25 protein-coding genes are annotated in these 22535 nt (G+C 42.9%); 9 read left to right on the top strand and 16 right to left on the bottom strand.

All coding sequences use genetic code 11. From position 1 onward, the window contains the following. Positions 1–109: 109 nt before the first annotated feature. Complete coding sequence (locus HNR41_RS09860) at positions 110–1693, top strand: BCCT family transporter (protein ID WP_184284193.1); 1584 nt, start codon at positions 110–112, stop codon at positions 1691–1693. An 82-nt stretch (positions 1694–1775) separates the two neighbouring features. Continuing rightward, the gene (gene coaW, locus HNR41_RS09855; RefSeq protein WP_184284190.1) at positions 1776–2570 is read left to right on the top strand and encodes a type II pantothenate kinase; all 795 of its coding nucleotides are present in this window, start codon (positions 1776–1778) and stop codon (positions 2568–2570) included. Here the strand turns inward: coaW and HNR41_RS09850 are convergent. The 8 genes from HNR41_RS09850 to HNR41_RS11510 all read right to left on the bottom strand — a co-directional run bounded on the left by HNR41_RS09850 (position 2563) and on the right by HNR41_RS11510 (position 7151). Continuing rightward, positions 2563–3270 carry an ATP-binding cassette domain-containing protein gene (locus tag HNR41_RS09850; protein ID WP_184284188.1) on the bottom strand — a complete coding sequence of 236 codons (708 nt, stop codon included), beginning with the start codon at positions 3268–3270 and terminating at the stop codon, positions 2563–2565. The genes coaW and HNR41_RS09850 overlap by 8 nt on opposite strands. A 1-nt stretch (position 3271) precedes the next feature. Next, entirely contained in the window at positions 3272–3688 is a 417-nt protein-coding gene (locus tag HNR41_RS09845) for an OsmC family protein (RefSeq protein ID WP_184284186.1), read from the bottom strand. A gap of 21 nt (positions 3689–3709) precedes the next feature. Then, entirely contained in the window at positions 3710–4051 is a 342-nt protein-coding gene (locus HNR41_RS09840; RefSeq protein WP_184284183.1) for a carboxymuconolactone decarboxylase family protein, read from the bottom strand. A gap of 51 nt (positions 4052–4102) precedes the next feature. Next, positions 4103–4315 carry a hypothetical protein gene (locus tag HNR41_RS09835; protein WP_184284181.1) on the bottom strand — a complete coding sequence of 71 codons (213 nt, stop codon included), beginning with the start codon at positions 4313–4315 and terminating at the stop codon, positions 4103–4105. Between the two features lie 72 nt (positions 4316–4387). After that, positions 4388–4894, bottom strand: coding sequence for a GNAT family N-acetyltransferase (locus HNR41_RS09830; RefSeq protein ID WP_184284179.1), 507 nt, complete (start codon positions 4892–4894; stop codon positions 4388–4390). An 84-nt stretch (positions 4895–4978) separates the two neighbouring features. Continuing rightward, complete coding sequence (locus HNR41_RS09825; protein WP_184284177.1) at positions 4979–5509, bottom strand: chromate transporter; 531 nt, start codon at positions 5507–5509, stop codon at positions 4979–4981. Beyond that, positions 5506–6054: a chromate transporter gene (locus HNR41_RS09820; RefSeq protein WP_184284175.1), complete on the bottom strand. Its 549-nt coding sequence runs from the start codon at positions 6052–6054 to the stop codon at positions 5506–5508. The genes HNR41_RS09825 and HNR41_RS09820 overlap by 4 nt, the downstream gene beginning before the upstream one ends. 56 nt (positions 6055–6110) lie before the next feature. Beyond that, positions 6111–7151, bottom strand: coding sequence for an SEC-C metal-binding domain-containing protein (locus tag HNR41_RS11510; RefSeq protein WP_308807850.1), 1041 nt, complete (start codon positions 7149–7151; stop codon positions 6111–6113). 123 nt (positions 7152–7274) lie between these two features. On the opposite strand from HNR41_RS11510, the gene HNR41_RS09810 reads away from it, so the two are divergent. Continuing rightward, a complete protein-coding gene (locus HNR41_RS09810; protein ID WP_184284173.1) occupies positions 7275–8126 on the top strand; it encodes a Cof-type HAD-IIB family hydrolase in 852 nt (283 codons plus the stop codon). Here the strand turns inward: HNR41_RS09810 and HNR41_RS09805 are convergent. Next, positions 8121–8759 (bottom strand): alpha/beta hydrolase, encoded by a 639-nt coding sequence (locus HNR41_RS09805; RefSeq protein ID WP_184284171.1) that lies wholly within the window; start codon positions 8757–8759, stop codon positions 8121–8123. The two genes, HNR41_RS09810 and HNR41_RS09805, sit on opposite strands and share 6 nt — an antisense overlap. Before the next feature lie 74 nt (positions 8760–8833). On the opposite strand from HNR41_RS09805, the gene HNR41_RS11505 reads away from it, so the two are divergent. Beyond that, complete coding sequence (locus HNR41_RS11505) at positions 8834–9760, top strand: VOC family protein (RefSeq protein WP_184284169.1); 927 nt, start codon at positions 8834–8836, stop codon at positions 9758–9760. Between the two features lie 95 nt (positions 9761–9855). Here the strand turns inward: HNR41_RS11505 and HNR41_RS09795 are convergent, their stop codons facing one another. The 3 genes from HNR41_RS09795 to HNR41_RS09785 all read right to left on the bottom strand — a co-directional run bounded on the left by HNR41_RS09795 (position 9856) and on the right by HNR41_RS09785 (position 12787). Further along, the gene (locus HNR41_RS09795) at positions 9856–10680 is read right to left on the bottom strand and encodes a hypothetical protein (protein WP_184284167.1); all 825 of its coding nucleotides are present in this window, start codon (positions 10678–10680) and stop codon (positions 9856–9858) included. A 69-nt stretch (positions 10681–10749) separates the two neighbouring features. Continuing rightward, positions 10750–11676, bottom strand: coding sequence for an EamA family transporter RarD (rarD, locus tag HNR41_RS09790; protein WP_184284165.1), 927 nt, complete (start codon positions 11674–11676; stop codon positions 10750–10752). Between the two features lie 118 nt (positions 11677–11794). After that, positions 11795–12787: a hypothetical protein gene (locus tag HNR41_RS09785; protein WP_184284163.1), complete on the bottom strand. Its 993-nt coding sequence runs from the start codon at positions 12785–12787 to the stop codon at positions 11795–11797. A gap of 160 nt (positions 12788–12947) precedes the next feature. Between HNR41_RS09785 and HNR41_RS09780 the strand changes: the two genes are divergently transcribed. From HNR41_RS09780 to HNR41_RS09765, 4 genes are all read left to right on the top strand, one after another. Continuing rightward, complete coding sequence (locus HNR41_RS09780; RefSeq protein ID WP_184284161.1) at positions 12948–13418, top strand: MarR family winged helix-turn-helix transcriptional regulator; 471 nt, start codon at positions 12948–12950, stop codon at positions 13416–13418. Next, complete coding sequence (locus tag HNR41_RS09775) at positions 13402–16041, top strand: MMPL family transporter (RefSeq protein WP_184284159.1); 2640 nt, start codon at positions 13402–13404, stop codon at positions 16039–16041. Before HNR41_RS09780 ends, HNR41_RS09775 begins: the two co-directional genes overlap by 17 nt. 71 nt (positions 16042–16112) lie before the next feature. Then, positions 16113–16358, top strand: a complete 246-nt coding sequence (locus HNR41_RS09770; RefSeq protein ID WP_184284158.1) for a hypothetical protein — start codon at positions 16113–16115, stop codon at positions 16356–16358. Positions 16359–16451: 93 nt separating this feature from the next. After that, the gene (locus HNR41_RS09765) at positions 16452–17048 is read left to right on the top strand and encodes a hypothetical protein (protein WP_184284156.1); all 597 of its coding nucleotides are present in this window, start codon (positions 16452–16454) and stop codon (positions 17046–17048) included. Positions 17049–17358: 310 nt separating this feature from the next. Here HNR41_RS09765 and HNR41_RS09760 read toward each other — a convergent pair whose 3' ends face one another. Beyond that, on the bottom strand, positions 17359–18243 hold the full coding sequence (locus HNR41_RS09760; RefSeq protein WP_184284154.1) for an SDR family oxidoreductase: 885 nt from the start codon (positions 18241–18243) through the stop codon (positions 17359–17361). 65 nt (positions 18244–18308) lie between these two features. Next, positions 18309–19421, bottom strand: coding sequence for an amidohydrolase (locus tag HNR41_RS09755; RefSeq protein ID WP_184284152.1), 1113 nt, complete (start codon positions 19419–19421; stop codon positions 18309–18311). Positions 19422–19575: 154 nt separating this feature from the next. Here HNR41_RS09755 and menC point away from each other — a divergent pair, with 154 nt between their 5' ends. Further along, the gene (gene menC, locus HNR41_RS09750) at positions 19576–20715 is read left to right on the top strand and encodes an o-succinylbenzoate synthase (RefSeq protein WP_184284150.1); all 1140 of its coding nucleotides are present in this window, start codon (positions 19576–19578) and stop codon (positions 20713–20715) included. Between the two features lie 321 nt (positions 20716–21036). On the opposite strand, the gene HNR41_RS09745 is transcribed toward menC, so the two are convergent. Continuing rightward, positions 21037–21669, bottom strand: coding sequence for a LysE family translocator (locus tag HNR41_RS09745; RefSeq protein ID WP_184284148.1), 633 nt, complete (start codon positions 21667–21669; stop codon positions 21037–21039). Then, positions 21666–22526 carry a metallophosphoesterase gene (locus HNR41_RS09740; RefSeq protein WP_184284146.1) on the bottom strand — a complete coding sequence of 287 codons (861 nt, stop codon included), beginning with the start codon at positions 22524–22526 and terminating at the stop codon, positions 21666–21668. Before HNR41_RS09740 ends, HNR41_RS09745 begins: the two co-directional genes overlap by 4 nt. Positions 22527–22535: the final 9 nt, after the last annotated feature.

Genomic DNA, 22535 nt, shown 5'->3' with positions numbered 1-22535 from the left:
AGTGACAATTTAGACATTACATTACAACTTTCATTATTTCAGCGTTTTTTGTTGGTATTGTAAGGGTAATAGGAATAAGAAACTATTAATTAATTTAGGAGGAACTCTCTTGACGAATGATAATAACACCACGTCAAAGCAAGATACGAATCCGGAAAAACCGGATAAGTTTCATCTGAAACAGCTCGGTACTGTCTTTTGGATATCTACCGCAATAATTCTGGTTGTTTCTGCAATCGCAATGATTATTCCAGATCAGTTCCAAGCCGCCTCGGAAAACATCTATGCGGTAATCTCACAATACTTCAGCTGGTTCTTCTTACTTGTTGTATTTGGATTTGGAGTATTTCTTTTATTCCTGGCACTTTCGCCATACGGCCGCGTTAAACTCGGCGGCGATAATTCGAAGCCCGAGTTTTCATTCTGGTCATGGATCGGGATGTTATTCTCAAGCGGTCTCGGTGTCGGGTTAGTATTCTACGGTGTTGCCGAACCAATGCAGCACTTTATGACATCACCATTCCTCGGCGGACCTGTTGAATCAGCAGAAGCTGCCAGAGTCGCAATGGGTTATACTTATTTCCACTGGGGTATTTCACAGTGGTCAATCTTCGGTGTCGCAGGTCTCGCAATCGGGTATTTCCAATTCCGTAAAAACCGCGATGGCCTGGTATCGACCGCACTCGAGCCGCTGTTCGGTCTCGATTACAATCAAAAAGCCAGAAAAGCAATAGATATTCTGGCGATTATCGCAACAATTACAGGTATGTCAACATCTGTCGGTTTAGGTATTATGCAAATGGACGGCGGTCTTGATATCGCATTTGGTATCCCGTCAGGTCCCGTAACGCAAATTATTCTGACTGCATTAATGACAGGGTTATTCATCTTCTCGACGATTACCGGTCTTAAACGCGGAATGAAGTTTCTGAGCAGCTTAAATATGATTCTTGCTCTTGTATTAACCGTATTTATTATGGCTGTTGGTCCATTTACATTTATTATGGAAACTATCATTGTAGGTCTCGGTGATTATCTGACAAATTTCGTCGGCTATTCATTACGTCTGCAGCCGTATTCAGGCGAATCCTGGGTTCAGGAATGGACAGTATTCTATTGGGCATGGGTAATCGCATGGAGTCCATTTATTGGTTCATTCGTTGCACGTGTATCACGCGGACGCAGTATTCGTGAATATGTCATGGGTATTTTAATCGTACCGCCGATGCTTTCTTTCCTGTGGGTCGGTGCACTCGGAGGAACGGCAATTTATTCAGATCTTATGAATAATACAAACATTGGGGAAATCGTATTAAACGATCAGACTCAGGCATTGTTCGCATTGTTTGATACGCTGCCTATTTCATGGCTGACGTCAGCAATAGCAATCGTCCTGATTTTTACATTCCTTGTCACATCAGCCGACTCGGCAACGTTTATCGTTGCGGGTATGAGTATCGGAAATACCGATAATCCGCCTACCGGCCTGAAAATTCTTTGGGGACTGCTTCTTGGTCTCCTGACGATTGCACTGATTCTTGCCGGCGGTCTGACTAGTCTGCAGGCAGCATCACTGCTCGCCGGTCTGCCGTTCGCCGCCATTCTCATAATGATGATCGCTTCAGTGTCCAAAGGACTCAGACGAGAGCCGAATGAGGCAATGAAACGTAGACAACGACGCAAAAAGTATTAAAATAGAATTAATGATTAAAATTAAGCAGCGCTCAAAATCATTGAGCGCTGCTTAATATTTCACAACTGTGAGGAGTAAAAATATGAAAATAGGAATCGACGCCGGAGGCACACTGATTAAAGTCGCATTGGTAACTGACGAAGGACGGACATTTAAAAAATATCCCGCTGCAGAAATCAATCAGGTCATCGATATGCTGAATAACGAATATGCCGGTGAGGATGTTTATTTAACGGGTGGCAAAGCCGAATACATTCAGGAGAAACTCAATTTCAACGCAACACTTTCCATAGAGTTTGATGCTACATTCCGCGGACTTTCACAGCTGTTAAAAGAAGCAGATATAGACCTGGACCGATACGTTTACTTAAACGTCGGCACTGGAACAAGCTTTCATCAAGCCACACGCGAATCCCAAAAACGTGTCGGCGGCTCCGGAGTCGGCGGTGGTACACTGATCGGCCTCAGCTATCTGCTGACGGGCATCGGTGATTTCGATACGATTATCGAACGGGCGAAAGATGGAGACCGCGATATCATCGATCTAAAAGTCCACCATATTTATAATGGCAGACCTTCACCGATTCCCGGTGATCTGACTGCCAGCAACTTCGGACATATAATCAACGCACAAAAAAATGCCTCGATCGAAGATCAGCTGATTGCTGTTATCGGACTCGTGGCAGAAACTGTCACTGCAATGGCGATTAATTTAGCCGATGCATTCAAGACGAAAAATATGGTTTTTATTGGTTCGACACTGCTTGATAACACAGTTATGACCGATATTATTTACAGATACAGCGAATTAAAAAATGCCGAGGCCTATGTCGTGCCGGACGGCGAATACAGCGGTGCACTCGGAGCAATCAGCTGAGCGCAATCACTTTCCCGTCGTGATGAATAATTTTCATTTCACGTGAAAAAGTTTCCGCCAGCATTTTTTCATTCACTTCTCTGACAGGCACTTTAACTTCGGTTAAAGTGCCTTTTTTCATACATGTTACTGTATCCGCGTAACTGAGTGCGAGATTCAGATCATGCATCGCCATAATTATTACTTTTTCTGAACTTAACTGTTTAAGCCAGTTCATGACCAGATGCTGGTAATTAATATCGAGTCCCTGCTCGATTTCATCGAACATCATTACAGGCTTATCTTCAAGATGCAGCTGTGCGCACAGCGCCCGTTTAAATTCACCGCCGCTTAAATTGTCAGCTGATGTATTTCTGAACTGCTCCAGTCCAAATTCTTTTAAAGTACAGTTAACATCTTTTTTCGGCAGACGTATTGATGCAGTCATTTGAATAAAATCTTCCACAGTAATTTGAAACGGAACATTCTGCTGCGGCAGATAACTGATGTAATCAGCAGTTCTGTCGAGCGGTACACCGTTGTATTCCAATTCCCGTTCAGTAATGACCGGCATATTATAGCCTGTAATTCCGGTGAGAACAGAACTTTTCCCGCTGCCGTTTTCACCGAGCATCACATGAATTCCCGGACCGAATTCCACATCGCTGACTGCTGCGCTGAAACCGCCGTAATAAATACCGAGATTTTTTATATGCAGCATCTTACAATGTTTCACCATTCAGGATTACTTTAACATCGATATTCGCAACGAGTGAATGTACCGCAGAACAATATTTATCTTTCGACAGATCCGCAGCACGCTGCGCCTGTTTTGCAGTAATATCCCCATCGATTAAAATATTCATCGTAATATGTTTATAGTATTTAGGTTCCGTATCTGCACGATCGCCGTCCGCTTCAATTTCTAGCTTCGTTACTTTATCCATATGATGTCTTAAAATCACTCCGATATCGATGGCCATACAGCCTGCCGCACCGTGCAGCACCATTTCCATCGGTGACGGTGCTGATGCATCCCCGCCTGCCGCTTCGTTCGCATCCATTGCGACTGTGTATCCCGTTGTTTCACCTGTGGATTCAAATTTTAATTTACCCTGCCAGTTTAATTTAACTTTCATGCCGTTTCCTCCCGTATTGAATTATTTTGCTGCTGCCTCATCGTATGCTTCAAGCGCCTTGCCGCCGTATACACTTCCGGGTCCGCCGCCCATAACGATGCAGACCGCAACTATATCGCTGATTTCTTCTCTTGTTGCACCGAGCTTAACGAGTTTGTTTACATGGTTGCCGATACAGCCTTCGCATTTGTCAGCAATTGCATAAGTTAACGCGATGTATTCTTTCGTTTTCTCATCCAGTGCATTGTCTTTGTAGCCTTCCTGCTGAAGCTTTTTAAATGCTCTCATAAAATCAGGCTGTTCTTCCTGAATACGGCCCGTATTTTTTTGAGCTCTCTTATTAATTTCTTCAAAATTCCCCATTAAATACACCATCCCTCAATAGTTTTGGACTTAAAATGCAAAAAGAACCGCTTAGGCGCGATTCTCTTTATTGTTTTCGATTCTTCTCTGACGGTACTTAATTAAGACAGCTGTATAAATGACAAATAAAACTGTCATAAATATCCCGATTACTGTGTAGGACAGCGGTGATGTCTCCGTATAGGATGCCATCGTTGAGAAGATGATACCTGCTGTGAATAACGTTAAGAGCAGCGCGTACATCAGTACATGGACAACTTTCATTTAATCACCCGATTTTTAAAAGTATAGTCATTCTTAACGTTATAATATCACTTTAATTAATCAGATAGTTCATTATTTTAAAAAGTTCGCCATATAGACTAAATCTGTATAGCCGTCCGCTAATTTCACTTGATTTTTTAATGTTGCTTCTTCTTCAAAGCCGAGTCGTTTATATAATTTAATCGCTCCCGGATTGTTGGAGAAGACAGTTAATATTACTTTTTCGAGCTTATCGTTGCCCCGTGCAAATTCCACAGCCTGCTCCACCATCGCAGTGCCCGTGCCGGAACCTGTGTAAGCTTTTTGAAGACTGATACCGAACTGTCCGATATGTTCGAACTTTTTACGGTGATCCTGACGGAGATTCAGCATGCCGATTACTTTATCACCGTCGACTGCTACGATCCCGAGATCATTCGGTCCAAGGGACTTTATCGTTGCTTCTTCCTCTTCAATAGTAATTGTTCTGTTTTCAATTGCTGTTGCCAGCGTATCCGGATTTTCTGCTGTCACTTGTTTTTTATGAGCAATAATACTTGCAGCATCTCTTACTTCCATTTTACGAATATCATATGCCATTTTGTGCTAACTTCCTTTCTGGATTAACTGTTCATCTTATCAAGTATAGTACATTCAGAAAGTCGTTTTAAATTTTGTGCTTACTTACCGGATAAAGACCGCACCGTATATTAGTCCGATGATAATAACGAGAGCAGGATGCACTTTTACTATTTGCAGCAGCACGTATGCCAGTCCGATTAGAAAGACAGTATGGAATGTACCCGATACTTCCAGTGAACTGAACAGGAAATCAAACACGATAACACCGAGCAGAATCGCGATGACCGGACGGATTAATAATGTCAGTGTTTTGAACTTGTTCGTGCCTTTCAGCTTATAGAGCACTGCAGCGAGGAATATCATTAAAAGAAGTGACGGCAGCACACTTGCTGATATCGCTATAATACTTCCGGGGATACCGCCCGCTTCATAGCCGATATATGCACCCATCTTAGTCAGTATCGGTCCCGGCAGTGCGTTTCCAAGTGCGAGCACCTCTGCAAATTCCGCTGTAGTCATCCACTCATATGTACCGACAACCTCACGTTCAACGAGCGGTATCGATGACGGTCCCCCGCCGTACCCGAGTATACCCGGTATTAAAAAGGCCATAAATATTTCCAGATAAATCATGCGTCACCTGCTTTTCTGCCGCTCTTCTGAAGCAGGCTGAATACTATAATAATACCGATTACTATCGCCGGATGAATGTTCAGTACTTCAAGAATTACGAGCATGCCGAGCGTAAACGGAATTAAAAATTTCCATGTCGCTGCCGCTTTTGCTGTCTGCATAAATTCCACAGTGAGTACCGCAAGCATAACGAGTACGACCGGTACGACACCTGCACTCATTCCCTGTACCCATGCAAGATCTTTAAATTCTGAGAACAGTGTCAGCAGCACTGTCATTAATACTGCTGTCGGAAGAATGATTGCAATGAGTGCCGTCACAATACCTGTCCAGCCTTTCAGCTGGTAACCGATATGACCCGCGAGCTTCGTTATAATCGGTCCGGGCAGCACATTCGCAATTGCGAGCGTATCCTGGAAGTCCTCGTTGGTCATCCAGCGGTATTTGTCCACGACTTCTATTTTCACGAGCGGTATCGATGACGGCCCGCCGCCAAAGCCGAGTATGCCGACTCTGAAAAACACCATAAATATTTTTAAATGCATGACCTTCACCTTTCACTATGTAAAAAGTGGATGGTAGTTATACCAGCCACTTTTTTTTATACTGCTTTACCGCAGCATTTTTTATATTTTTTACCGCTGCCGCACGGACATGGATCGTTGCGTCCGACTTTAACTTCTTTAACTATCGTTTTCTGTCCAAGATCCGCTTCGCTCTTGCCACGGTACTGGAAATGCCTAGTCTGTCTGACGACATCCCGAATCAGTTCGAAAAATTCATCTTCTTCTGCTTTCGATTCAAATGCATGGCCGAGATTTTTTATTTCCCCGGAAATATCTTCTCGTTTTCGTCCGCTGATTACCATGCGGAGCACGTGGAGATACAGTTCATAATCCGATGCCACATCCGTATTCAGATGCCCGGACACCCATTTTTTCAATGATTCATGAGCTGTCGATTCATCGATATATCCCGGATTGCTGAATTTAATAAACTTGCCGAATTCCGGTTCATAATATTTATATTTCTGCTGGGCGCTGCGGATGATTTCATACTGCTCATCCGTCATATCATCAATAATAAACTCCTGGTTCTTCTCGTTGACTGTAATGACATAAGGCGAACGGTTGACCAGATCCACCACTTCTTCAATCGTGACGTCCATACCGTAATATTTTTTAAATAAATGAACAATCTGCTTAAACTCAACGACACCGTAAAGATGCAGTGCAGAACGTATTAAATTCAGCTGACGCTGAACTGCTGTACGTGCTTCGCGGTTTTCTTCAGTATCGACCGTCTCAAACTTCCCGAGCACTTCTTCCAGTATAAAAAAATTGTCTTCTTCGTTCAGAGATTCATAAGCGAGTCCCATTATATATAAACCGTAAACGTCTGTCAGGCTGAGATTCTCACCGAATTCCCTGTCTTTTGCTCCCTGCTGCCAGCTGTCGAGCGCCGCGTCATCGCTGTAAAGATATGCGTATTCGAGAACTTCCTCTTTCAGCAGGTTATCCGAGATTCTTTCTATGAGCTCGTCTCTCTCAAGCGCTTTTTCGTCAGTGACCCCGGTATTAACCGCAAGCTGATAAAGATCTTCCAGGTCATACTTTTTTAAATAAGCTGCAGTGTTTGTCATATATAACGACTCCTTTACTGAACTGTTGGTAATGTAATTTTATCATATATGCCGTAATATGCTAAAATTTAAGCGGAAGCACAACACTAAAATATAAACTGAAGATAGGAGCGCTTATAAATTATGAAGGCAATTGCTCTCGATTTGGATGGGACAGTTTTAAATAATGCAGGTGAATTCCCCGATTCGCTTAAAGAAACGCTGCAGGCGGTTCACGATAAAGGCATTAAAATCATTATCGCTACCGGACGTTCACTGCCGATGATTCATACGAAAGTACCCCGCGATGTGCCTGTTGACGGCTATGTCGGTGCAAGCGGCATGACTGTGCACCACGGTGATACACTGCTGTCACGTACAGCATTTACGAAAAAACAGGTTGAATTCGTTCTGTCGCAGGTCCGTGAACATGAGATGTACTATGAAATGACGACGAGCGAGCACGGCGGCCCGTATACATTTAATGAAGACCGCAGCTACATTGAAAAAGATCTGACACAGACGCCGGATGCGACTGTGCTTGAATATGAAAATATCGGCACTGCAAGGACACTTAACAGTACCGAACAGTGGATTGATCCGGAAGACATTGATCGTTCTGATATTATAAAATTCTACTTTTTCTCAAACAGTAAAGATAAGCTCGAAAGCTGGGCTGAACTGCTGCATGAAAGATTTACGACTGATGAAGGCTTTCAGATATACCGCACATCAGATCACAACTCTGAGATTATGGTTTACGGTACTGATAAAGGCACAGGTCTGTTAACACTGCTTGAGAAGATGGATATCTCAATCGATGAAGTTCATGCTTTTGGTGATTCAATGAACGACATTCCAATGTTTAAAATTGCCGGTAAATCAACAGCGATGGCAAACGGCAAAGAAGACGTTAAGGCCATCGCTGATGATGTGACCGAATTCAGCTGCGATGAAGACGGTCTCGAACAGTATTTAAGAAAACATTACCTATAATAATTTATCCTCATCCCTTATGGATTTCTTGATTGGCATGTACCAGACGTGCCCTTCCATTAATTCCATAGGGGATATTTCATGTCCGCCGTCCGTTAATTTAACACTGACTTCGGCACCTTTATTTTCAAGCTTGCTCTTCAGTGTGTAAGCCTCGCCTGCTGTAGCCACCATATCCTGCGCACCGGCTGTAAGCAGTACATCTGTATCAAACAGCATGCCCCTGCCGATTGTTTCACTGCGGTATGCGCTGTGCATAAGCATTGCACCTCTTACATTCAAATCGTAATTTAAGAGCAGATACGCTCCGATATTTGCACCGTTGGAGTATCCAATTAAAACGGCCTTCCTGAGTTCGAAATTATATTCTTCACTCAGCTTTTTAAGTTCAGCGTAAATTTTACCGCCTTCCTCTTTTAAGCTTTCCTCATCATACTGTTTCGGAGTCAGGCGTTTAAAAAACCTGGTCTGCCCGTTCTCGTCGATATCACCGCGTAAACTTAAAATATTCGCTTCGCTGTTTACGGTCGTCGCAACATCCAGCAGATCCGTCTCGCGTCCGCCGGTCCCGTGAAATAATATGAGCGTTTCTTTCGCTTCTTCTGTTCTCGATTTAATGTACAAGTGTTTCATGGCAAGTCCTCCTAATAGAGTTACATATACTTATATTATATAATAACATCAAAGAGATTAAAGGAGGATGCACTGTGAGCGTATTCGGCATTCATCACGTATCGGCAATTACAAAAGATATTATCGGCAATCATGACTTCTTTACAGAGTTTCTCGGTCACAGACTCGTTAAGAAAACAGTCAATCAGGACAGTCCTGATATGTACCATCTATTTTACAGTGATTATAAAGGAACACCAGGAACGGACGTCACATTTTTTGAAATCGGTCTCGCACCGAAATATACACCGGGAACAAATTCCATTTCCCGTACAATTTTAAGAGTACCTTCCAAAGAGGCTATTGAATATTTTAGAACGCGTATGGACGAACACGGTGTGTATCACGAAGGAATTATCGATTACTTCGGGGAAACGCTGATGAATTTCTCGGATGAAGAAGGTCAGCGTTTTGCGCTCGTTGCAGACCCTGAATACAATGAGTCTGAGCCATACGCAGGCGGCGGAACAATTCCCGCTGAATATGCGGTCACAGCAATATTCGGTGTTGAACTGACAGTGCAGTATTTAAAACCGATGGTTCAGTTTTTACAAATGCTCGGCGGAGAATACGACGGTGACATCGACAGCGATACAGAAGCACGCGTCCGCTTCGGTCAGGACTCGGTTTTCGTTATGGAATCACGTTCGACAAACGTCGAGAAGCAGGGCTACGGCAGTGTGCATCATTTTGCACTCCGCGTAAAAGATGAAGCGGCACTGAAAGAAATTCAGGATCGCGTGTTTGCTGACAAATGGCGAAGTTCAGGCATCGTCGACCGCCATTACTTTAAAGCACTGTACATCAGTGCAGTCGGTAATATAACGGTGGAAATCTCAACAGACACACCCGGATTCACTATCGATGAACCGCTTGAAACATTGGGTGAAAACCTGTCACTGCCACCATTCCTGGAAGAAAACAGAGACTTTATTGAAATGAGACTTCATCCGCTTAATTAACTAAAACTGCTTAACTCAATCACAAGTTAAATACAGATAAATAAAAAACCCGTACGTCAGACTCCCGGGAGTCTGGCGTACGGGTTATTTTTTTATTATTCCACTTCAGGAATCTCTATTTCTTCCACTTCATTGAACGTATCAAATGCTGCATTGCCATTGAGTTCAAATGTACCCTGTGTATCTGTACCATATGCCTCAAATTTTATTTCTTCGATCAGTTTGTTTTCTTTATCCACTGTGACCTCTACTGTTGAATCAACACTTTCAATCTCCATTTTTCCAAAGTTGACCTGGACCAATGATTCGATTGTCTGATAAATATCAGTACGGCTGCCTTCATATGTGTAAACAGCTTTATCATCCTTCTCTTCACGTTCCATATACGGTGCAATTTCTGCAAATGATGCAGCCGCATTATCATACGTCACGCTGTAAAGTACGTTCACATCTACTGATTCACTCACATCAATCCATTCTGAATTGTTATTATAGTAAATCTTACCGGCTTTTGAAATTGTACGGTCTTCACCGAACTCACGTAATAAAAGCTGCGGCGGTGCGCTGTTGATGAAAAACACTTCTGCGTTCAAATCACGCGGATCCGTGTTATCCAGTGCTGCCGAGATATTCAATTCTGCTCTGTAACTCTCAATCTCTTCTGCTTTTTCTACGATTGCTGCGAGTTTATCATCTTCAATTTCCTGTTCATCTATGTTCTCTATATCAGCCGGCTCGGCCGCCGAAGTCTCTTCTTCTGTAGATGCTCTGTTTGTATTTTCTGCAGATTCTTCATCGGTTGCTGTGACGTTTGTTTCTTCAGAGACCGCTTCCTCGCCGTTCTCAAGTTTCGCATCCTGACACGCTGCCAAAACACCCGTCACTGCCAATAATAAGCCAAAGTTTTTTAAATATCGCATGACTCATTCCCCTTACACTAAAATCTTTCTAAATAGTAACATGGAGTTATCTTTATATCTAACGATAAGCTAATCACCGGTCAGCTTAATACTGCCCTTTGGACGGCGGCGGGGCCTCGATGATTTGAAACGCAGCAGCGTGTAAATAATCAGTCCTGACCAGATAAATGAATATGCGATTTTATGTGTATCCGTAAATGCTTCTCCGTAAAGGAATATCCCGATAATCAGCATCAGTGTCGGACCGATGTACTGCAGAAGTCCCGTCAGCGACAATGGGATCCGAATCGCACCAAGTGCAAAAAGCAGCAGCGGTATTGCCGTAACAACACCTGTGCCCATCGTAAATACCGTGTCCCTGTTCAGGCCGAAGTCGAGCGTATTCACTCCGGAAACATTCAAGTATAGTATATACAGAAGCGCCGGCGGGGCCAGTACAGCAGTTTCTACTGCCAGGGCGTATGTGGCATCGATATTTATCGTTTTCTTAATCAGTCCGTATACGCCGAAAGTTACAGCAAGCGTCAATGCGAGCCATGGAATATGACCGACACCGAGCGCCATATAAATGACGCCGAGCGAAACGATAAAAATCGCCAGCCATTCACCTTTTGAAAAGCGTTCTTTCAGAATGAAAAATGCGAGCAGAATACTGACAAACGGATTGATATAATATCCAAGCCCTGCTTCCAGTATGTGTCCTTCATTAACAGCGAGTATATATGTCAGCCAGTTCACCGAAATAATAATCGAAGCGGCAATCAGACTCAGTGCTTTCTTCCTGTTGCTGAAAATAAATGTTAAATTCGTTTTTAAATACTGCCATCTGCCCGTGAACATTATGTACAGCACCATAAAAACAAAAGACCAGAATATACGGTGTGCAATAATTTCAAACGGCGACACTGTTTCAATCTGACGCCAGTATATCGGAAGAATTCCCCATATTATGTATGCACCTGCAACGAACAGTATACCTTTACTTTTTTCGGACATTCACTCACCTGCAATTCTGTTTATGTATAAATTAATTTTAACGCTGAAATTGAATTATGCAAATATTTAAACCATTATAAAAACCGCCGGGCGCTTTGTCCGGCGGTTCCTTTAGATTTTACTGCAGATCAGGATTTTCATTGTTATAAGCAGGTTCAGTGTTCTCGTGAATCATTTCATTTTTATTGTCGAGCGAATCCCGGCCGACGAAATAATATGCCACAATTGAACCGATAATCAGATACGTTATCCAGATACTGGCTATAACTGAAATTATCATTGCCACAATAAAGATAACCGGTATCAATGCCTGGATATCTCCAAGGAACATACTTAGTATTACAGCAACAATCATAATTCCAAACATAACTACTGTGAGCAGGATATACAGAATCAGATTGCTGAAGAACAGTTTAACCATACTCGCATCTGATTTGAATAATACATCCCATCCAATTTTCAGCTTGTCGACAGTCGGAATTTTCGGCTGATCAATATAAACCATAAATACGACTGCTGAATAAATGTATAGAATAATATAAGGAATGTACGACACGATTACTACGACAAAGAACAGTACAACGGCTGTTGCGATCAGTGCAATGGATGTACCTGTCATCGCTGCATTCGGGTCTTCCAAAAGCAGACCGAGCGGCATAAGCGGAATCAGTACAACTGTCATCAGCAGGTTAACCATAAATCCGATAACCATGGACAGTGCCATATTAATGACAAAAATAAGCAGTGCGATTTTAATCAGTTTTGAATAATTTCCATTTTTAAATACTTTGTAAGCATCTCCAAATGTAAAATCGACACCCTTGTACGCACTTGCAAAATAGCGCAGCATACCAACCATTATAGGATAAATAATAAAAATCATAACAAGGAAAAAGACAATTATGAGAATGAAAGCCGTTATCCCCATCGTTACGCCGACCGTTTCACCGCTGGCATCTCCGAGCGTCAACAGCAGTGGAAGCATCATTGCTCCGAATATAACCGCCATCGGCAGAAATACACATAATATGAATTGCAGAATTGTAAAGCCTATTACTTTTCCATGCTGTCCTGCAGCATTTTGCCTGTACAGTGACACATATTGAAACATATTTAAGACACACTCCTTTTTTTATCTGTACCCGCTTTTCATTATACACATACATCTTTAAGAAAAAAATACACTAAATCTATACTTTGCGTAACTTAGTTGAGCATGTTAAACTACTTTTGCTCATAAAAAAATTATTAACGGAAGGAATGAAGTAAAGGTGCCGGCTAAAGATGAATCGATTCACAATCTCGCACATATTTTCGCCTACGGATATGCCCATGTCTTTTCGGAAGTTACAGAGTCGGTCAGGAAAATGCATATTTCCAAAGAACAGATGGCAATTATTGAATATCTCCATATTTATAAAGAAGCGACACCAACTGAGCTGGCCGCTGAACTGAACGTACATAAAAGTTCCATTGCACACGCACTCAGGAAGCTCGGTTTAAAAAAGCTGGTTACTTCAAGAATAAATAAGCTGACAAACGATAAACGCTCGAAGCTCATTTCACTGACCCCTGCCGCTGCAGAACTGGTCGATGATTTTATCAGCAATATTCATAACGTCATCGGCACGCATGTTCGGGAGCTGTCAGCAGAAGATTCAAAGGCGCTCTTAGAAGCGACGCGAACAATTATTAAAACTATAAATATAGATGGAGGATTACCTAATGAAACACGTGCTTAAGTTTAAATGGCCGATCACTGCACTGATGATTATCGCAGCAGTTGTGTCATTTATTATTTCACCCAACCTGACGCAGCTCGCTGCAGAGAAAGGCGATGTCCAGCTTCCTGACAACATGCCGAGCGAACAGGCCCGTAAGTTCCTGGAGGAGCATGATCAGGATATTGAAATGATGTCGGTTGTGCTGGAGTTTGAAGACAACCCGGTGGATCATCAGGAAGATATTGAAGCTTATATAGAAGAGCTTGACGGATTAGACTACACGGACAACGTGATTAACCCTTTTACATTCAATGACGATATGCAGGAAAACTTCATTAATGAAGATTCGGGCGTTATTATGATTCCCCTTGAATACATTGGCGAGGCACCTGAAATTTTAAGTAACGCAGATGAGATTGAAAGTTTGAATAATACAGATGCAGAAATTTCATCGACATCGAATGAAATGATTCAGCGCACGCTTGAAGAAGATGCGATGAACGGTGTCCGCACGACAGAAATATTTACGATTGCAATTATCGTTATCGTACTGCTCGTAATGTTCCGTTCAGTCGTGACACCATTCGTACCGCTCGCAGCAGTTGGTATCGCCTACCTGCTCGGCCAGTCATTTGTCGGCTGGGCTGTGGAATGGTTCGGCTTCCCGGTGTCGCCGCAGACGCAGAGTTTCCTTATCGTAATACTGTTCGGTATCGGAACCGACTACGTTATTCTCTTATTAAACAGATTTAAAGAAGAACTTGAGCACCACGATAAACACCAGGCTGTAATTAATACTTTCCAGACAGCCGGCAAGACGGTATTTATCAGCGGTATTTCAGGCGCAATTTTATTCGGAGTACTCTATTTTGCAAACTTCGAAATTTACCGTTCGGCAGTCGGTGTGGCAATTGGTATTCTTGCATTGCTTCTGTCCCTGTTTACAGTGCTGCCGACAATGATGGCACTGCTCGGAAAATATATTTTCTGGCCAAGCAAACAGACATCGGGTTCAGGCGAAAGCAAAATCTGGACACCGCTCGGTATGCTGTCACTTAAATATCCGACACGTGTTATTTTCTCGGTAGTTGCAGTATTAATCGCATTAATTTACTTTTACGACGATGAAGTACACTATGATTCATTAGCCGAGCTCGACGATTCATACTCTGCAGTTCATGCAGTAAATGTAATCAGCGACAGCTTTGATGCGGGATCTACGTTCCCGGTTGAAGTTATTTTCACAAACGGTGAAGACCTTGTTACAGAAGATGGATTATCCCGTCTTGAGTCAGTAGCTGAAGCAGTATCACAGCTTGACGGTGTAACTGAAGTACAGACGCTGACCCGTCCAGTTGGAGATAAGATGGATGAACTGACTGTCTCATACCAGCTTGGTGAAGCAAATTCAGGAATGACTGAAATCCAGGACGGCCTGACAGAAATGTCGACAGCACTGTCAGATATTAATGAACAGCTTGCAAATTCAGACACAGCATCAGGTGATTTATCAGAACTGGAAACAGGTGTGAATGAAATTTCCGCAGGTATTGACGGTGTGAATCAGTACCTTGCAGCGACAGGAGATGCCGAAGGTGCAGCTACACAGCTCCAGCAATTATCGCAGGGCGCCCAGCAGCTGAGCCAGGGTGTGTCTCAGGCAAACACTGAAATGACAACAATGTCAGCTGAAGCAGCTGCACAAATGGAAGAACTCGCAGCAGGACTTGGAGAAATGTCATCAGGCATTGAAGATATTAATGAAGGACTGACAGGCATCAGTGATTTAATGACTTCATTTGAAGAAAATGAAGCTGTTGATGCGACAGGAATTAACGTTCCTTCGGAAATACTTGAAAATGAAGACTTTGAAGCAGCAATCAATCAGTACTCATTTGCAAAAGGCGAAGCTGTGAAGATGAACGTTGTACTTTCAGTAGACCCATATAGTAATGAAGCGCTTGGTGTGCTCGATGATGTTGAGGAAGCTGTTAACGGTGAACTGAGCAGACTCGACCGTCCTGATACGGAAGCTTACTTCTCAGGTGTGACGAGCATGAACAGAGACCTCGACACATTAACAAGCGATGACTATACAAACGTTGTCATACTGTTTATCGTGACACTGTTTGTAATTCTGACTGTATTGTTCAGATCACTGATCCTTCCGGTTATGATGATCGGTTCAATTTTCATTACGTACTTTGCATCGATGACAATTTCACAGTGGATTCTGTCGATGTTCGGTATCGACCAATTGAACTGGGCTGTACCATTCTTCAGTTTAATTATCTTTGTTGCACTGGGTATTGACTACTCGATATTCATTATCGACCGCTTCAGAGAAGAAGTGAAATACCGTACGATCCGCGATGCGATTGAAACATCAATCCGCCGCATGGGTACTGTTGTTATTACTGCAGTAATTATTCTGACAGGTACATTCGCAGCATTATACCCATCAGGAATTGCAATTCTCGTACAGGTAACAAGCGTTATTATATTTGCGCTGCTGTTCTATGCATTTATCGTACTGCCGCTCTTAGTGCCGGCAATGATTGTCACGCTGAAACGGGGCAACTGGTGGCCGCTCAGAATGCCTGGCGGCAAGGCGCGTGAAGACCGTTTTGACGACAGATAACTTAGTTTCAAAAGATATAAAAAAGGGTATAAATAAATATCTAAATTTAAACAGAAAGAGAGGCTGACCATATGCCAGGAACAAAAAATTCGGGAATAGCTGCTGTACTCAGCTTTTTCATTACCGGTCTCGGACAAATATATAACGGGCAGATATTTAAAGGTATCCTGCTCATCATCATACAGGCGATTAACGGTTTGCTGATGTATGTTTTAATCGGGTTCTTTACATTCCCGATCGTGTGGCTTTACGGTGTTATAAACGCCTATCGACATGCTGAACGTGTAAACCGGAGAATATATAACTCTCACAGGTAAATGTTTTCAGGGGCTGGACTTTCCAGTCCCTATTTATTTTTTCGAATACAGAAAAATGATATAATGGGAAGAACTTATAAAGGATGTGAAAATATGGGCTGGGAATTTATAGCATTTTTCTTTGGCGCCGCTGCACTCGGACTTTTTATCCTGTTCGTGGTATTTATAGCCGGGCTGCTGAAATGGCTTCTGCAGGGATACTTCCTGTTCAGAGTAGCTGACATTAAATCGTATCACCTGCCATGGCTTGCCTTCATTCCGTTTGGTACATTTTATATTGGCGGACAAGCTTACGACGGAAATATTTTAAAGAAAGAATCATTCGATCCTAAACATATCGGTCTCGCATTTGCGATTGCAGGACTGGTACTTTACCTGATGGGACTGTCAATCGGTGACCTGGTTATTACGTATCTCCTGATTGAATCCGTTGCATTTATCGGACTCTTCACCGCATATGTTAAACAGCCGGTTATCGGTGTACTGCTTGCACTGTTAAACGTTGTGACTGCAGGTATCGTAGCAATTGTGATCCTCTTCCTCTACAGCCGCAAATTAAAAGATGAATTTGACGGCACAAATAATTTTGGACAGGACGATTTAACAGGCGCAGCCGGAGCTGATCAGAAACACAACGACAGCTCACGACCCTCACATCCAAACGACCCGAATTTAAATAGAGACATTTAAATTATATTGATTTGATTTGAACCCGGACCTTATGAGGATTCGGGTTTTTGTGTTATACGGGAGGGTTGCTGCTCTCATTGGTTGACTAGAACGCTTACTGTGACACTGAACGCCCTTCTTTGTCAGAGTAGACCGTTTACTGTGACACTGAACGCCCTTCTTTGTCAGACTAAAACGTTTACTGTGACACTGAACGCCCTTCTTTGTCAGACTAAAACGTTTACTGTGACACTGAGCTCCTCCTGTACAAATAAAAAGTCGAAACCCGTAATCTGGATTTCGACTTTTCCTATTCCAAAATTAAATATTATTAGTTAATTGGTGCGCCGCCTGTTACACCATATACCTGTCCTGTCGTATAGCTTGATTCATCGCTTGCCAAGTGAACATAAGTGCCGGCAAGTTCCACCGGCTGCCCGCTGCGTCCAACGAATGAGTCTTTACCGAAATCAGGCAGGAATTCCTGCAGCTGGCCGCCTGAGATTTGAATCGGTGTCCAGATTGGACCCGGTGCAACACCGTTTAACCGGATACCTTTATCCATAAAATGCTGCGCCTGTGATTTAATTAAGTTTGTCTGTGCTGCTTTAGTCATCGCATAGTCAGCAATGTGAGCTGATGGTGAGAATGACTGGATTGAAGTAGTAATAATAATGCTTGAACCTTCAGGCATTAATTTTTCAGCTTCCTGCATTTGCAGCACGGGTGCTACGACGTTAATTTTATAAGTCGTTTCCAGGTGTTCTGCAGTATAGTCTGCGAATTTCTCAACTGCCTGCTGCATTGACGCGTTCAGCACGAGCGTATCAAGACCGCCGAGTGCTTCATGGGCATCGTGAATCAGCTGTCTTGCGAATTTTTCATCGCGCAGGTCGCCCGGTAACAGATAAGCTTTCTGTCCTGCATCTTCGATAACTTTTTTCACTTCTTCAGCATCCGCCTGTTCGTCTTCCATATAGTTAATTGCAACATCTGCGCCTTCTTTAGCATATGCAATCGCCGCTCCGCGGCCGATACCTGAGTCACCGCCTGTAACTAAAGCTTTTCTGCCAGATAAACGTCCAGTGCCTTTATATGTTTCTTCTCCGCAGTCGGGAATTTGCTTCATCTCTTTTTGAACACCGGGATACTCCTGTTTCTGCTTATCATAATCTCCAGTATAAAATTCGTTTCTTGGATCTTTAGGTGATGTCATAATTATCCTCCTTCAGAATTGCATACTATATATAATTCCACGCACTGAAGAATTTAAACATAATTTTATTCGGAAGGGACGTTTAAAATTGCCTGGTACAGAACATCTGCACCTGTTTCCATACGGTCGCGGTTAAACGTCATATCCGGATGATGCAGTCCCGGTGTTAAATCACATCCGAGGCCGAGCATCGCACCTTTCAGTTCAGGATACTGGACTGTGTAATTATGGAAATCGTCTCCCCCGCTCGTCACGAGCGGATCCAGTAGGTACTCTTCGCCTACAGTATCGATGATTGCAGTACGAAATACTTCAATTGCTTCATCATTACTTTCACTTGCGACCATGCTCGACACTTCAAGATCTTCAATTTTCACATCATAAAACTCTTCGATATATTTTAAAATATTGTGGACGCGCGATTTCAAGGCATCCATTGCTTCATTCGTTTGTGCACGCACATCAATTCCACACTCTGCAGAGCCAGGAATAATGTTCAGTGATTTCGAACCCGCCATAAATTTTGTCATTTTCGCACTCGACGGCACCATTGGATTGATGTGGATTTTCGACAGCATATTCACGATATCTGTACCGACTTCAATCGCGTTGTGATTTAAATGAGGACGTGCGCCATGTGCATCGTTTCCGACAATTTTAAATTCAAATGACCCGGCAGAACCGTGTTCAATACTCGGCGATAAATACCCGTCTGCCGCTTCTTCGATGGGACGCAGATGAATACCGAACATATAATCCAGCGGTTCAATAACACCCTCTTTCAGTACATCAAGCGCACCGGTGCCAACTTCCTCCGCAGGCTGAAACACAAAACGCACACCGCGGGTGCTTAACGCTTCGTGATTTTTTATCTTCATCATTGCACCCATAACCATCGCAATATGCGAGTCATGACCGCATGAATGATTCGCCTGCAGTGTGCCGTTCACTTCCTGATAAAGTGCGTCAATATCAGCACGGATTCCGATTAACGGATAATCCCCGCTCCAGTTACCGACATCGCAGTACAGACCTGTAATATTTTTAAATTTAACAGGTTCGAATCCTTCATCTTTTAATAAGTCATATATGTAATCTGTCGTTTTGTATTCCTCGTTGCTCAATTCTGCATTGGTATGAACGTGATTGAATATTTCTGTTATCTTTTCAGTAATCATGAAATCCCTCTTTCATCCGGATAAACTTTATTACATTGTAATATATCATATATTAATTTGTAAGAAAATTTAAATTAGTTCGTATATGAGGTGGCTAGATGTATAATATATTTATATGTGTATCAGAAATAAAAAATCTTACGGAGGTTCTAACATGAAAATAAAAGAAATTAAACTGCATCAGCTGTTAATGACTATGAAAAACCCGTTCACTACGTCGTTCGGTACGCAGCAGAAACGTTTTATCACTATCGTCGAAGCAATAGATGAAGACGGCGTCAGCGGTTTTGGCGAGTGTGTATCCGGTGAAGATCCGCTCTACTCTGAAGAATTCATGGATGCGACACTTATCGCACTGAAGAAATATTTCGGCCCGCTCGTAATTAACAAAGAGATTTCACATCCTGACGAAGTTTGGGAAATCTACAAACCGTTCAAACGCAACAATATGGCGAAAGCTTCTATTGAAGGTGCTGTCTGGGATTTATATGCGAAGAAAAAAGGCATCACTTTAGCTGAAGCAATGGGCGGTACTAAAAAAGAAGTCGATGTCGGCGTATCACTTGGCCTTGAAGATACCGACGAATTGCTGCTTGAACGCATCGGTGAAAAAGTTGAAGAAGGATACAAACGCATTAAAGTTAAAATCAAACCTGGCCGTGACATTGAAATGATTCGCAGTATCCGCGAAGTTTATCCGGATATTCCTTTAATGGCTGATGCGAACTCAGCTTACACTCTCGATGATATCGATACGCTGAAAGCACTCGATGAATTCAATCTGATGATGATTGAACAGCCGTTAATGGCAGGCGACGTTATCGATCACGCGAAACTGCAGAAACAAATTAAAACACCTGTCTGTCTCGATGAAAGTATCGATTCATACGAATCAGCTGCAGCTGCAATCGAACTCGGCAGCTGTGAAATTATCAACGTTAAAGTCGGACGTGTCGGCGGAATTACCCAGTCGATAAAAATCCATGACCTTGCTAAAAAACACAATATTCCATTATGGTGCGGCGGCATGCTTGAAGCCGGTGTCGGGCGTCTCCACAACGTCGCCATTACAACGCTCAGCAACTTCGTACTTCCAGGAGACACAGCATCTTCATCAAGATACTGGTTCGAGGACATCATTACACCGGAAGTCGTTGCAGAAAACGGCGTCGTGAAAGTCAGTGACAAACCGGGAATCGGTGCAGAAGTTGATTTCGGTAAAATGGAGCAGTATTTAGTTAAAACTGAAACACTTACTGAAGAAGACGAACTCGATATGATTATGTATAACTAAAAAAATAACCACTTTTCAGGAAACTTACCTGGAAAGTGGTTTTTTTCTTTGGAATATTTGTTTTCCCCGGGAATAACAACCCCTCATTGCGGAGCAAACACTCTTACTCGGGAATGACACCCGCTCATTGCGGAGCAAACACTCTTACTCGGGAATAACAACCCCTCATTGCGGAGCAAACACTCTTACTCGGGAATGACACCCGCTCATTGCGGAGCAAACACTCTTACTCGGGAATGACACCCCCTCATTGCGGAGCAAACACTCTTGCTCGGGAATGACACCCGCTCATTGCGGAGTAAGCGCTTCTCCCCAAAACATTTACGACAGCGCCGTCCGTATTCCAAACAGAATAATAATAATACCGGCACCTTTTCCGAGCAGGCTCTGGAAGCCCGGTTTATGCAGCCAGCGTTTCATATAGTTCACTGTCTCAACGACGAGCAGGAACCAGCTCATAGAAATAACAAGCATAATCGCCGCAAGTATTATCAGCTGAACGACGCCGGATACATCCGACTGCTGCATAACAAATTGCGGCAGAATTGTAATATAAAATATAAGAACTTTAGGATTCAGTATATTGCTTATAAAGCCATTCATATAAGACGTGCGCAAACCGTTTGATTTCATCTTTTCACCTTCAGCGTGATCCAGCGATGATGCCGACACAAACGTTTTCGCCATAAAGCTCTTCACACCGATATAAATTAAATACGCGGCACCCATATATTTAATAATATTAAATAACATCGGCGAGTTCGTAATAATCACCGCAAGCCCGAGTACTGAGATGACAATCCACAAGAAGTGTCCGGCCAATATGCCGAGCACCGTCATGCGCCCCGCCGACTTCTGGTAGACGAGTGTATTTTTCATTACGATCATCGAATCAGCACCCGGCATAATTGTCAGCACTGTCACGACCAGGATGTAAGATATCAGTTCATTCATGCTTCCGACCTCAATTCAACGACCACAACTTCAGGATGATTAAACACCCTGAACGGGAAGCGGCTGTTGCCGAGTCCCCGGCTCACGACCATCGTTGTGCCATTTTGTTCGTGTGTTCCTTCTGTATATTTCGGATTCACACCCTGATGCGGCGCATACAGACCTTTGACGACAGGCAGGCGAATCTGTCCGCCATGTGCATGTCCCGAAAACACAATATCAATATTATTTTCACTGTATACCGGCAGAAGCTCCGGACGGTGCGCCAGCAGCACTGTAAAATCATGCGGCAGAGTGTTTACTTTATCGGCAAGCTCCTGCTTAAAATTCCGGTACGTTTTAGGATTTACTTCATCTCCGAAAAACCAGACATCGTTAATCCCTGCCAAATTAATCTTTTCACCATTTTTTTCAAGTTCCGCACTGTGTTTCGTAATATTCCTGACATCTGACCTGCCGATAACATCATAAAGCTTATTAAAATGCTTATAATGCGCCTCATGATTCCCGGTCACGTAAAATGTCTTTTGTATTTTAGTAATTTTTTCGATTAAAACCGCTGCACGTTTTAAATACGGTGTCCGGCGGTCAACGATATCGCCCGTAATGACAATCGCATCAGGCCGGGCCGCCTCAACAGCTTTCAAAAGGTGTTTCGAGCGCCTTCCAAAATAAGCATTGTGGAAATCCGATACCTGAACGATTTTATAGCCGTCAAAACTTTTCGGTACTCTCTTTGAACTGTACGTATAATTCGTCGTCACTATATGCTTATCTTCTGTCCATAAAAAACGGGCCGAAGCGATTATGAAACCCAGAATAACCTGGCTCACTTTTAACTTATTAAATATTTTCATTAACCACGC

Source organism: Jeotgalicoccus coquinae (assembly GCF_014207425.1).
GTDB classification, from domain to species: Bacteria; Bacillota; Bacilli; order Staphylococcales; family Salinicoccaceae; genus Jeotgalicoccus; species Jeotgalicoccus coquinae.
The sequence above is the reverse complement of the archived record's forward strand: the minus strand, read 5'-3'. Positions and strand labels throughout refer to the sequence as shown.